The 13,300-nt window shown below is 41.0% G+C and carries 12 protein-coding genes and 1 pseudogene; 8 read left to right on the plus strand and 5 right to left on the minus strand.

From position 1 onward, the window contains the following. The first annotated feature begins 4 nt into the window (after positions 1 to 4). Together secG and IJ00_RS23260 are read left to right on the plus strand one after the other, a co-directional pair. Complete coding sequence (secG, locus tag IJ00_RS23255) at positions 5 to 238, plus strand: preprotein translocase subunit SecG (RefSeq protein WP_035157239.1); 234 nt, start codon at positions 5 to 7, stop codon at positions 236 to 238. A gap of 45 nt (positions 239 to 283) precedes the next feature. Beyond that, positions 284 to 1,015 carry a peptidase gene (locus IJ00_RS23260; protein ID WP_046814902.1) on the plus strand — a complete coding sequence of 244 codons (732 nt, stop codon included), beginning with the start codon at positions 284 to 286 and terminating at the stop codon, positions 1,013 to 1,015. Positions 1,016 to 1,145: 130 nt separating this feature from the next. Here IJ00_RS23260 and uvrA read toward each other — a convergent pair whose 3' ends face one another. From uvrA to cysK, 4 genes and pseudogenes are all read right to left on the minus strand, one after another. After that, positions 1,146 to 4,022 (minus strand): excinuclease ABC subunit UvrA, encoded by a 2,877-nt coding sequence (uvrA, locus tag IJ00_RS23265; RefSeq protein WP_035157242.1) that lies wholly within the window; start codon positions 4,020 to 4,022, stop codon positions 1,146 to 1,148. Positions 4,023 to 4,128: 106 nt separating this feature from the next. After that, positions 4,129 to 4,843 (minus strand): annotated as a pseudogene (locus IJ00_RS27930) (Uma2 family endonuclease). A gap of 163 nt (positions 4,844 to 5,006) precedes the next feature. Further along, the gene (locus IJ00_RS23280) at positions 5,007 to 6,215 is read right to left on the minus strand and encodes an MFS transporter (protein ID WP_035157246.1); all 1,209 of its coding nucleotides are present in this window, start codon (positions 6,213 to 6,215) and stop codon (positions 5,007 to 5,009) included. 100 nt (positions 6,216 to 6,315) lie between these two features. Beyond that, entirely contained in the window at positions 6,316 to 7,257 is a 942-nt protein-coding gene (gene cysK, locus IJ00_RS23285; RefSeq protein ID WP_035157247.1) for a cysteine synthase A, read from the minus strand. 1,021 nt (positions 7,258 to 8,278) lie between these two features. Here cysK and IJ00_RS28515 point away from each other — a divergent pair. From IJ00_RS28515 to IJ00_RS23310, 5 genes are all read left to right on the plus strand, one after another. Further along, positions 8,279 to 8,659 (plus strand): hypothetical protein, encoded by a 381-nt coding sequence (locus IJ00_RS28515; protein WP_144416075.1) that lies wholly within the window; start codon positions 8,279 to 8,281, stop codon positions 8,657 to 8,659. 116 nt (positions 8,660 to 8,775) lie between these two features. After that, positions 8,776 to 9,069: a hypothetical protein gene (locus tag IJ00_RS23295; protein WP_035157249.1), complete on the plus strand. Its 294-nt coding sequence runs from the start codon at positions 8,776 to 8,778 to the stop codon at positions 9,067 to 9,069. 2 nt (positions 9,070 to 9,071) lie between these two features. Further along, on the plus strand, positions 9,072 to 9,383 hold the full coding sequence (locus tag IJ00_RS23300) for a hypothetical protein (protein WP_035157251.1): 312 nt from the start codon (positions 9,072 to 9,074) through the stop codon (positions 9,381 to 9,383). Between the two features lie 243 nt (positions 9,384 to 9,626). Then, the gene (locus IJ00_RS23305; RefSeq protein ID WP_035157253.1) at positions 9,627 to 9,962 is read left to right on the plus strand and encodes a hypothetical protein; all 336 of its coding nucleotides are present in this window, start codon (positions 9,627 to 9,629) and stop codon (positions 9,960 to 9,962) included. Positions 9,963 to 10,095: 133 nt separating this feature from the next. Further along, positions 10,096 to 10,464: a hypothetical protein gene (locus IJ00_RS23310; RefSeq protein ID WP_035157254.1), complete on the plus strand. Its 369-nt coding sequence runs from the start codon at positions 10,096 to 10,098 to the stop codon at positions 10,462 to 10,464. A gap of 117 nt (positions 10,465 to 10,581) precedes the next feature. Here IJ00_RS23310 and IJ00_RS23315 read toward each other — a convergent pair whose 3' ends face one another. After that, positions 10,582 to 12,135: a pentapeptide repeat-containing protein gene (locus IJ00_RS23315; RefSeq protein ID WP_035157264.1), complete on the minus strand. Its 1,554-nt coding sequence runs from the start codon at positions 12,133 to 12,135 to the stop codon at positions 10,582 to 10,584. A 123-nt stretch (positions 12,136 to 12,258) separates the two neighbouring features. Here IJ00_RS23315 and IJ00_RS23320 point away from each other — a divergent pair, with 123 nt between their 5' ends. Next, positions 12,259 to 13,098 (plus strand): prephenate/arogenate dehydrogenase, encoded by an 840-nt coding sequence (locus IJ00_RS23320; RefSeq protein ID WP_035157265.1) that lies wholly within the window; start codon positions 12,259 to 12,261, stop codon positions 13,096 to 13,098. Positions 13,099 to 13,300 lie beyond the last annotated feature (202 nt).

Raw genomic sequence — 13,300 nt, forward strand, 5'->3', positions numbered from 1 at the left:
CACCATGACTGTTACTAAAATTGTGGAAGCTATTTGGGCAATATCCGCCCTTGGGTTAATTGTACTTGTCTTACTTCATAGTCCTAAAGGTGACGGGATTGGGGCGATCGGTGGACAAGCACAGTTATTCAGCAGCACCAAAAGCGCCGAAAATACCCTCAACCGCGTAACTTGGATATTAGCCGTAATTTTCCTGAGTTTAAGTGTTGTTTTAAGCGCAGGTTGGCTACCGAAGTAAGCAATATAGGAGTCTCAGTAGAAGCAAGGGTTATCAATCAAAGCAATGAAAATCAAGGCTTTTCCCTTTAATCCTCTACAGCGTTACTTCTATTTTTTGATTCTAATTATTCTTACGGGACTGGGCGTTATTTTGCTTAACGTCGAGTCCTTTGCCTTTTCTAACCCCAAACCCCATCCCTTACCCCCAACCCTGGTAAAATGGCAAGATAACAGCAATAGCGGCGACTATTTTGACCAAATCACACCCACTGAAGTTGGCTATTTAGTCTGGTCAGAATTTCCAGTCAAGATATATCTCCAAGCACCCAAAAATATTCCTCCAACCCAGTTAGATAATTGGGTAAAATCTGTGACTCAAGTTGTCCAGGAGTGGAGCGCATATTTACCACTAACAATAGTCACACAACCCACAGAAGCAGATATTCAGATTCTCCGCCAAACACCACCATTACAAATCATACCTGGTAGCAAAATACCGAGGGCACGTTCCGCTCAAACGACTTATAAGTTTTATCAAAAATCAAATATTTTATACCACCGCTTTCAGATTCTTATTAGTCCTAGTCAAACAGGTAAATATCTAACTGCCGCTATCCGTCACGAATTAGGACACGCTCTCGGTATTTGGGGTCATAGTCCAGTAAACAGTGATGTTTTATACTTTTCCCAAGTTACTAATCCGCCCCAAATTTCTCCCAGGGATGTTAATACTTTGCGGCGAGTATATCAGCAACCGACTAGTTTGGGGTGGAAAAAAACACATAGGGAAAAGTGATTGTTTCTAACTAACTGTTTAGTGGGCAATAGAAATTTATTCCGCTAACGCGATAGAACTTCGTTCCGCTAGTGCGATCGCAAATCTCCCCACAATCACCGACTTTTTGTACCTATCTTTTCGTTGATTATTATTTACCTACCGCATACTGCTGCAAAACTTGCTGAAGGTACTTTCCGGTGTGAGAGCGAGGATTTTTTGCCACATCTTCCGGTGTTCCCACGGCGATAATTTCCCCACCTTGATCACCACCTTCGGGACCTAAATCTATCACCCAATCAGCGCAGCGAATCACATCTAAGTTATGCTCAATTACCAAAACAGAATTCCCCTTATCAACTAATCGTTGAATCACATCTAAGAGTTTATGAACATCATAAAAGGATAATCCGGTGGTGGGTTCATCGATAAGATAGAGGGTTTTTCCTGTTGCCCGTCGGGATAGTTCTGTTGCTAATTTTACCCGTTGTGCTTCACCTCCAGAGAGGGTAGTGGCAGGTTGTCCGAGTCGCACGTAACCCAAACCAACGTCTACCAAGGTTTGTAATTTATTGAAAGCTTTGGGAATATTTTCAAAGAATCCCATCGCCTCTTCCGCAGTCATATTTAACACATCGGCAATAGATTTATCCTTGTACTTAACCTGTAATGTTTCGCGGTTGTATCTTGCACCCTTACAGACTTCACATTGCACGTAAACGTCGGGTAAGAAATTCATTTCAATCACATTCACACCCTGTCCCCCGCAAGCTTCACAGCGTCCACCTTTGACATTGAAGGAAAATTGTCCGGGTTTATATCCCCGTGCTTTGGCTTCTACCGTCTGGGAAAACACATCTCGAATCACATCAAAGACACCTGTGTAAGTTGCGGGGTTGGAACGGGGGGTTCGACCAATGGGGGATTGGTCGATTACGATAGCTTTATCAATGGCATTTAGTCCCTGTATCCCATCGATTTCTTTGGGAAAGGGGACTTTTTTTGTGAGGTGGTGCTGGAGTGCAGGGTAGAGTAATTCGTTAACTAGGGTAGATTTGCCAGAACCCGAAACCCCGGTGACAGTGACGAGTTTTCCTAGGGGAATATCAACACTGACGTTTCTGAGGTTGTTCCGATGGGCATTTTTGATAATTAAACTAATACCATTGCCTTCCCTGCGAGTTGGGGGTGTTTGAATCACCCTACGTCCCGCAAGGTAAGCACCAGTTAGGGATGCTTCCGCATTTAGTAAAGCTTGCAAGTCCCCCTGGGCAATAATATGACCACCATGAATCCCCGCACCGGGACCAATATCGACTACATAGTCCGCTGCACGGATGGTTTCTTCGTCATGTTCAACAACGATGAGAGTATTACCTAAATCTCGGAGCTTGGTGAGAGTAGTTAAGAGTTTCCCGTTGTCTCGTTGGTGTAAGCCGATACTGGGTTCATCTAGAACATATAGGACACCTGTTAAGCCCGAACCGATTTGAGTTGCCAGCCGGATACGCTGGGCTTCTCCTCCGGAGAGGGTCATGGCAGGGCGATCGAGGGTGAGGTAGTCTAAGCCGACATCGAGTAAAAACTGTAACCTTGCCCGAATTTCCCGCAGAACTAAATCGGCAATTTGCGTTTGTCGAGGTGTTAACTGTAACTCGTCAACCCGTCGCCGACAGTCGCGAATGGAGACACTAACTACGTCTAAGATATTGTATTGTCCTAGTTTGACTGCTAGGGCTTCTGGTTTCAAGCGTTTACCACCGCAGACGGGACAGGGTTGATCGACTAAATATTGTTCTAGTTTCTGTTTAATTAACTCTGTTCCTCCATCGTATTGTCTTTGGAGGATGGGGAGAACTCCGCGAAAAATTTGTTTGCGATTTTGCTTGTCTGCGGTTTCCTCTTCCCCATTGAGAATAATATTTTTTTGTTCGGGGGTGAGTTTATGCCAGGGTGTTTGTAACTCAAAACCGTACATTTGCCCTAGGGCATATAGTAATTCTAGATAGTAGGAATTTTCCTTGTCTGACCAGGGAGCGATCGCCGCGTAAATAGGTGCTTCGGTATCGGGTACAACTAAATCTACGGCAAATCTTTTTAAGGTTCCCAAACCGTGGCAATGGGGACAAGCACCGTAGGGTGAATTGAAGGAAAATAGACGAGGAGAAAGTTCTTCCATAACTGCCCCATGTTCAGGACAGGCAAAGTTTTCCGAGAAGATAAATTCCTGTTCTGGGGCTTCTGGTTCCGCATCAGGCAAGGTATAGGATATTACTGCTATCCCTCCTGCCTGTTTCAAACACGTAGAGAGAGAATCGACCAAACGCTCTTGAATATTATCTTTTTTAATAAGGCGGTCAATAACCACCTCAATCGTATGGGTAATATTTTTATCTAGTTCGATGGAATCTGCGAGTTCCCGCACTTCTCCATCAATACGTACCCGTACAAAACCCTGGGATGCCAAGCTAGATATTAACTTGCGGTGGGTTCCTTTTTTCCCTCGTACCACGGGAGCTAGGATTTGAAAGCGGGTACGCTCTGGTAATTCTTGAATGCGATCGCACATCTCATCGATGGTTTGGGGGGCAATATTGCGATCGCAGATGGGACAATGGGGTTCACCTGCTCTCCCAAACAGTAACCGAAGATAGTCGTAGATTTCTGTGACTGTCCCCACGGTGGAGCGAGGGTTGTGGGAGGTAGATTTCTGATCAATGGAAATTGCTGGACTTAAACCCTCAATTGCTTCGACATCTGGCTTATCTAATTGTCCCAGAAATTGCCGCGCGTAGGCGCTGAGGGATTCTACGTAGCGTCGTTGTCCTTCTGCAAAAATGGTATCAAAGGCTAGGGAAGATTTACCAGAACCGGATACACCTGTAAAAACAATCAGGCGATCGCGGGGTAATTCTAAATCTATATTCTTCAGATTATGCTGCCTAGCACCACGAATCCGAATTGTGTTTTCCTCCTTTGCAGAAAGATGTCCATTATTCAGGGATTTAGCAAGCTGAGTGTCAGACATATCCACAGTTCCAAGGTTAGGGCAGCGTGAAACAGTCCTTTATCATACCATCGTTATCATCCCCATAGTAGAACATTCGTATTATTTGCCGAGAATTATTTTGCAGTTATAAATCTTCTGGGTTAATCCCTAATTCGCGCAATTTGGCAGCTAAACGCTCTGCTTTTTCGGTGGGTGTTGATATCCAGTTGCCATCAGCATCATACCATCGCAACCACAACCGTTCCACATCCTGGTAAATACCTTGCCATAAACCAATACCCAATCCTAATTCTGGCAACCATACCCGATTCTCTTCTACAGTCATGGGTTGATAGCGAGCAGCAAGATTTTGCCAGACTCGCAACTGGTCTGTATAGCGGTCAAATACTAATATAGTAGGGTATGCGTAAAATCTTTTCGTAAACTTCCCACTTACTGGGGGGTTGATTGACTTCCCGTAAACTTTGTCCCAAGTCTTCCTTTTCCGTACCTGGAGACAATAATTCTACTACCACACTGGGAGCAACTCCTTCCTGCCACATCACATAACTTAATCGTAAATCCTTTCCTGCATACAAACGGGAGACACCTAAGACAGCAAACCAATCGGGACGTTTGTACCACAGGGAATGGTGAGTATCGTAGTACAGGTTTAAGTCTGTGGCAATAAAGGTTTCATCTTTGGGGATGTCGGGTGGTTGAAAGGTTTCCCGTAATAATTGAGGTTGGAAATCATGAAACTCATCAGGCAAACCTGGTTCCTCTGGGTCTTCACTCTTTAAATCATACATTGTGGGCAGAGTCTCTTGAGGAGGAAGGGGAGGTTCTGTTTGAAACATGATTATTAACCTTTACCAATGGGAAGGGTTGGGGATAAAAATTTTTAGTGATACATAAGTATTTGTATTTTACCGAAAATTTGGATTTTCAGCCTGGTTTCAGGATACCCCCTGGGATGGGTGCTTGTGGCTGACACATGGATTCAGGAGCGATCGCCCCATTTTAACTACTAGATTCTGAGGAAAGACTACTACTCATCCCAATACAGATACCTGCAATGATAAAGGCGATCGCCCCTGCCCAAATACTAAATTCTGGGGCTATTGTCTGCGGTTTGGGAAAAACTGCGGTAAAAATACTCGACGTTAGGGAGAAACCACCAAAATACATCCCAATGCCTAAACCTATCCATCGTGGTGGCATCATGGATAAGGCGAAGGGTATTGCCCCATTGGAGATTAAACTAAAGGCAAAGATACCAATTAGCACAATGGGCATTTGTGCTCCTAGGTATAACATCAGTGTCATTATCACCGTAATTACACCAATACCGATTAACATAGCTAAACGATTACCAATTTTTTGGGCGATTATCCCCGCAGGAATTGCTGCAAAGGCTAAAGCTAGACTAATTAGCACCATCAAGCCATCAATACTATTATTATTCAGATGAATTTTCAGTAACTTATTTAAAGCATCCATCAAGAAACGAGACGCGAAGGCAAGACTGGTACCTGTAGTAAAAATTACGAATAATCCGGGGATTAATTGCCCCCAATCAACTACCAAGGGAATAACTTGATTAACTCTTGTTGAGGGTGGGTTGACAAAACGTAGCACTGCTGCTGCACCGAGAAGAACCAAAGAACCGATAGTAAAAGCAAACATCGCTCCCATTCCCAGAATCAAACCCGTACTGAGGGGACGCATTGCACCAATAATTCCAGCAATCAGAGTTAATAAACTACCTGCTAGGGGTAAATCTTGGCGATTTGCATAAATTCCTAACAACGCGATCGCCGGACTCCGAAATATTGTCATCGCGATCGCCCAAGCAACTACAATTATCGGTAATACCAGACGAATACCATCCACACCTGGAAGCAAAATTGTCACTGCGGGAATGCCAATATACAAAGCAGAAGAAAGAATTACCCCAACAGAAACAAAAGGAAAACTAGAACCTACCCAATATTTTGCCCTATCCGATAGCCCTCCCATTAAGGGTTCCAGAACTATAGCTAAGGCATTTTCTAATACCAGTATGCTCGCAGTTAAACCTGCGGGAAAACCAAACTCAGTTAAAAGTAGAGGCAAATATAAGTTATAAATCAACCAAGAGAGGGTAATTGCACCCTGTACCCCGGCTAAACCCAAGACTTGCAACCACAAAATTCCCTGGTGGGGAGTGGTTGGGGAATTCTGTTCCATTTTCAATGGAGTAATGATGAAGTATCAATTACTCATTATCAATGATTGGCGATATTTCTCCTAATTTTACCTATGAATCGGAGATGAGCATTAGGTGCTTTTATCCTTGACAATCTGCAAACATTGCTGTACTCAAATACCTTTCTCCAAAACTGGGCTGAATCATCACAATTAGCTTATCCGCATTCTCTGGGCGTTTGGCAACTTGTATCGCGGCATACAAAGCAGCCCCAGAAGAAATACCAGATAGTAAGCCTTCTTCCCTCGCTAAACGCCTACCGTAGTTGATTGCCTCTGCATCTGTAACGGTAATAATCTCATCAATCAAATTTGTTTGTAATACCTCTGGAATAAAACCAGCACCGATTCCCTGAATTTTGTGGGAACCCGGTTTTCCCCCCGATAGTACCGCACTGTTACTGGGTTCGATGGCGATCGCCTGCAAATTCGGCTTATATCTTTTTAATACCTCTGCAATCCCCGTAATCGTTCCCCCAGTACCAACCCCAGCAACCACTATATCTACCTTCCCATCCGTATCCTGCCAAATTTCCTCAGCAGTTGTTTCTCGATGAATTTTCGGGTTTGCTGGGTTACGAAATTGCTGCAACATATATGCGTGAGGTAGACTTGCGGCAATTTCCTCAGCTTTGCGAATAGCTCCCCCCATTCCCTCAGCACCTGGTGTTAATTCTAACTTTGCACCATAAGCTCGCAATATCGCTCTTCGTTCTAAACTCATGGTTTCTGGCATTGTCAAGATTAAATCATAACCCCGCGCTGCTGCTACCATGGCTAAACCAATACCAGTATTTCCTGATGTTGGTTCTACTAAAATGCTTTTTCCTGGTTGAATAAACCCCCCATCCTCTGCTGTCTTTACCATACTTAGGGCAATTCTATCCTTCACAGAAGCTGCTGGATTGAGACTCTCCAACTTCACGATAATGTTACCCACACATCCCTCAGTTTGGGGAATCTTATTTAACTTCACTAAGGGAGTTAAACCTATTAAATCAGTAATATTCTCGGCTATTTTCATGATTTATCTTCCGAAAAAGTAATTTTTGTTAGTGAATTTATATTCAAACACATAAAACCTGTCCATTTCATCGAAATTTCAGACATGAATTTAGTCACAATTATTTTAGGCTTATGATATCAGCATTTTTGGATTTGTCAGGAACTTAAGCTACGAATTCAATGTCACTCTAACAATTACAAGACATGGATATCTATTCGCCACTTGCAGGAGATAGCTAACTCAATTATCCAAAATTAATGTGCTGTATGATATGAAATGATTTTTTAGCAAATTTTTCTTATTTTTTATTTTAAATGGAATAAAAAATTAACTGATTAAACCGTCAAACCGATGGAAGGCAAGAGTTTTAAGTTTCAAGCTTTCAAAGAAAAAGAGTACAACTTTGCCAGTACCTCAGCCCTTAAAAGCCAGTCCCTAGCCTCAATAATACTAGTACCTATACCCCCTAGAAAAAAAATTATTATTCCCTATCAATAGTTTCCAGTCTTGAGTACAAACATAATAAATATAATAAATTTAATTCGTCCACATCAAACTCTTCCCATTCAAGGCAACTGCTATAAAAGCTATAGGATTTACGCAGAGATTCCCCTCTACCCCCCCCTGCAAAGGGGGGGACTTCTTAACCCTCATCATTATCAATACAAGAAGTCAAATGTAGAGATAGAAAATCCGTAAAAATCTGTAATACTTTTACCAATATGGGGAGAAATTTTGTGATAAATGAACATCTCTATTCCCCAGGAAAAAGTTGCTCACAATCAGGCTTAACTATTGGGTGTTTATACCTGACGCTTCATCGGTAATTGATAAAGTAAATTTTTTAGACAATGGAAATAGCTTGGGTTTTTCTCAGTTTAGTGATGTCATAATTCCTACTAATTTCAGAAAAAGCCTATCTTCTTTTGTCTGGAAAATATCTTTATCTAAATTATCTGCAAAACATAATCTACTCACTAGGGACTTAGCATTCACCATCAGTTTTTTTATCGGGTGCATACTGCCAATTGAGGTATTCATGAGACATAGGCTAATTCAGTTAGTCACAGTTATAGTACTGACTTTACTAGTTATATCTCCTGCCATATCAGTGTTGAATATAGTTTTAGACTATCATTTAGATTTAGAAAAATATCAATATTCACTCATGGATAGTAATTCATATTATCCTGCCCAATATGATGTTAAGTCAACCACCTATAATAGTTACTATCCTTCTCTAAATATTTTTGATATCAATTATGCAATTAAGCACTGGCTAAAATGGATTTCTTTACTCATTTTACCTTGTTTGGTGCTAATTATCTGTTTTTATAATCAATATATTGTCTATCAAAACACAAATCTTCAACGTCAGATTGAAATCCTGGAAAGAGCATGGCAAAAAGACCTAGACTAGGTAATAATCTTTTGTGATTTTTTTGGCAGTTTTTCTTTTTAAAATCGACTAAAAATATAAAAGCATAATGATTTCGCTCATCGCATTAAATCAGACTCTTGGGAAAGGAGACATAAGTGCCTGTAACAGAAGAACGTCAGCATCTATATTACGAACTAATTGATTCTTTACTACAATGTCCTAATGGTAAAGAGCCAGAAGTTCTAGAGGCAAATGTCGAATTAATCGATGGTGATTTAGTGAACACTATGATGCAAGTAGCATCAGGTTTTGCCCATCAAGGAAATGAAGATGGTGCGAGATTTTTAGTATTTATAGCTCGTGAATTATCTATTCAGTTAGGGCTATATCCAGACCTTTCTCAAATATCAACTGAGCCAGTATCAGAAGGAATTTCCGAGAAGGAGTAGTAATGTTACTGACTGCAACGGATGCAGGTAAAATTGCCTTAGAATTCTTGATGCTTGAATGGAATGTGTCTGAAGAAAATCAAGAATGGTTTATTGCTCTGAGTTCTCGGTTGATTGGGCAAAGCTGGTATATTGTGGAATTAGCAGTAGAAGGATTCCCGGATAGATGGTTTGTTCAAGTCTATGATACCGGAGAATGCGATCCAGACTATACTTTTATTTCCCCAATTCGCGGCTCTGAAGGTTACTCAGACTTGGGAGAATTACCAGACTTAGTTGCCGAAATCTTAGTATCAGAAAGAAATACTCGATAATTTGTAATTGATATTATTTCTTGCTAAATAGTAAGCAATATCAATATTTTATACTTCTTCAAGAGACTATAGCACCAACAAAACTTCCAGAGACTATTGATTATCAATAGTCTTTTTTTTATGAATATAAAACTATAAAAGATATGTTAATTATTTTTGATTTTCGTATAACAACTCATCTAATTATGAAATGATTGTGCTATATTAATAATGTGATAATCCGTACAGAAATTAGTCTTTGTCATGATTACAGAGGATGTCTTGGCAAAAGAGTATTTAAGGATAGTAGGTCGATACTACCCAAAAATTGGAGAGTTGCTAGATGGCTGTTATGTAAAGGTAATTACCAGCTATTGGGGACGACCTCCAAAACGTTTGCGGTACATAGGAATTTATTGCTCTACAGAAATGATGCCCCATGTACAAGCTCATAAACAAATACTCAGAGATGTAGCCGAAAATATGGGATTAGTTCAAGTGGTATTCCGTAATGCCTCTCGATTACTACGCGATCCCAAGTCAACAATTAAAGATTCCGACCCTAGAATGTGGTTAGATTTGCAATGGGTTGTAACTTAATAAATTTTCTTAACCCTCGTTAGTTGCTGGTTATTATTATCAAACAATTCGGGGATATTTGCAGGTTTTTGGGAAAGTTTAAAAATAGCCAACAACTAATAACTATCTTAGAAGCCAAGGGCTTGTAATTAAGATGAATAAACCCTTTTTGCATCCAGATGATATGCCACCGCTTGAGGTGACACCTTTGGATCAGATGTTACGTTTGGAGTTAGAACGTTCTACTGGGTTATGCTTCTATGAAGATTGCGATCGCATCACCCAAATGTTGCTATCCACCTGTCATTGGTATGTCACCACAGATGCAAACAGTCTGAAATTGATTATTGACTGTCCTGATATCATTACCTACTGGCATATCATCAATAATATTACCCATCTCAGTAGTAGACTTGAGCCATTTGCCAGTAGTGCAAAAATTCGTGTTCATCCCCCCTTGGGGAAAGGAATACCTTTTGAAATTAGTGTCGATGAAATTTCTGCCTATCGGGATTGGCTTTAACTAGTTATCAGTTGCTTGACTCATCATCCAAACTGTTGGTAGGTTGAGTTGCTGATAGGAAGGGATATTCTTTTCTGCGTAAGTCTCTCATTTTATCTGAGAGCCAAATAATTTGTTTTACTTCATGTAATGGAATCCTTTGAGGAAATCGATAATCATATTACGTGAAGGCATATAAACTTTTGCTATTTCCATTGTACTTTCAGCATATTTATCCGATTTATTGTCACTCTCCTCGATAAATCTTTTACCGAAGTGTGGGTGATCATGAATGATGAGATTATGAGCGTTGGAATTAGTGAGAATAATTTGGGTAGGAGCGTGGAAAAATTTAATTTTTGTGGTTATTTTTAAAGTACTTTTTAACTTTTTAATCATCACAGCATTATCTTGAGCGGTTGCCACAAGATGATTTAATTGCTGTAAAAGCTTTGGTTCTAGAATATCCATATCTTCATGATTAATCATTGTCAGAACTTTCTGAATGTTTTTCTGAGTGGAATTGGCATCTCTAAAGGGTAGGATAACTAAATAGGCAAGGGCAAACAAGCTGGCATCATTTTCGATGCGAAAAGTTAAAACAGTGCGTCGTCGCCCAATTTCCATGGTTGGGGGTTGTTGGAGAGAGCGGTATTGTTGGGCAATTTGGTAGTAAGCACCAGCGATCGCGAAGTGGGCTTCATGATCAAGGGAGCGATCGACAATAATCCTAATGGTGGGGGGGGTTTCATTGAAAAAATCACGAGCATCTTCCGAGGTGAAGTTTTGGATAATTTTGCGATCGCCTGCGGGGCTTAAATCCACCCATTCACAGGTAATATTATCGGTTTTTAAGCCAAATCTAGATGTTGAGTAGAGTTTTGCCCCCGTCAGGGTTGCCCCCGATAAATCCGCTCCCACCCATTCCGCTTTGATTAATCTTGCTTCCGTTAAATCCGCATGCACTAAACTCGCATTAGTTAAATTCGCATGGCTTAAGTCTGCCCCAATTAAATTTGCTCCACTTAATTTAGCCCCACTTAAATCTGCCCAACGGAGATTTGCACCACTCAAATCTGCCCAACGGAGATTCGCACCACTTAAATTAGCTCCGCTCAAATTAGCATGGGTGAGATTAGTTTGTCGTAACTCCGCTTCTCGAAAATTAGCACTACTTAAATCACTACGACTTAAATCCGCATTAGTTAAATTTGCCTGTTGTAAATTTGCTCCCGTTAAGAAACTATCGCGCAAATTCACTTCTGATAAATTTGCTTGTTGGAGTATGGCATGACGTAGGGTTGCTTCTCGTAAATCTGCACCTTTTAAATTGGCAGCCAATAAATCTGCCCGACTTAAATCTGCCCGAATTAATTCAGCTCTAATTAAAGAGGCTCCACGCATTTGTGTGCGACTCAAATCTGCTCGAATTAGGTTAGCAACGTTTAAACTTGTACGATTTAACTTCGCTTGACAAAGGTAAGCACCACTTAAGCGAGCAACATTTAATTTTCCATAACTGAAGTCCGCACCATTGAAATGTGTTCCACTGAGATTGGCAATACTAAAATTTCCATGACGAAAATTCGCATCATCTAGTTTTGCCCCACTGAGATTAGCTTCAGAGAAGTCTATGTGACTGAAATCTCGATAGCCAATCGCGTATTTTTCTAATAATTCCTCTTCAGTCATGCAAGCTACCTCAAAAATTCGGTAGTGGTAGATGGTTCGTGATTTTGTTAACAATAATCAGTTGATATGGGTTTGGGGTTTATTCTGTAATCCTTGACATATACAAATAAATGTGAGCTAAACATGAAAATTGGGATTGTGGGCTTAGGTTTAATTGGTGGTTCCTTAGGTTTAGATTTGAAAACCTACGGATATGAGGTTTTGGGAGTCAGTCGCCGAGAATCGACTTGTACCAAGGCTGTAGCCATGGGTTGTGTGGATACAGCATCGGTGGATTTAAGCCTACTAGGGAAGACAGACGTTGTATTTATTTGCACGCCGTTAGGACTTATTATTCCCACTGCGAGACAATTAATTACTTCTTTAGGCAGGAATGTGATAATTACCGATGTCGGTTCTGTAAAAACACCGATTGTTGAAGGGATTAACCCTTTGTGGGAAAATTTTGTCGGTGGTCATCCCATGGCAGGAACTGCCGATAGTGGGATTGAAGCGGCGCAGCGTAATTTATTTGTTGAGCGTCCCTACGTAATTACACCAACTGCCACAACTCGCCCAGAGAATATCCAGGTAATAGAGGGAATAGTTCAACAGTTGGGTGCAAAAATCTATTATTGTCAGCCAGAAGAACACGATCGCGCTGTGAGTTTAATTTCCCATTTACCTGTGATGGTGAGTGCAGCTTTGATTGCTAGCTGTATGGCAGAGGGTGAAAGTCAGGTACTGCAATTAGCCCAACAGCTCGCTAGCTCTGGTTTTCGTGATACGAGTCGAGTCGGTGGAGGCAATCCAGAATTAGGGGTGATGATGGCAGAGTATAACCGTGATGCGTTGTTGCGATCGCTCTCGGAATATCGTCATCAGCTGGATGAGCTGATCGCACTGATTACCCAGGAAAATTGGCAAGGTTTGACTACTAAGTTAAATAGTACACATCAAGCCCGACCCAAGTTTGTGGAGTAGGAAAGGGGTGATGTTGTGATGATTTTGACCTCTACCAAGAACCAATAGTCATAACAAATCAGGTAAATTACTGATAATTTTCCTCCTTGTCTTGTTTGATTTTTTGTTACTATTGCTTCCGCAAAATCACCATTATCAGTTCACCCCCATCCCCATGGATAAAAATCAATCTTTCTGTCTCTTGTAACTCTGTTTTGTCTAG

It is taken from the genome of Calothrix sp. 336/3 (genome assembly GCF_000734895.2).
Taxonomy (GTDB): domain Bacteria; phylum Cyanobacteriota; class Cyanobacteriia; order Cyanobacteriales; family Nostocaceae; genus 336-3.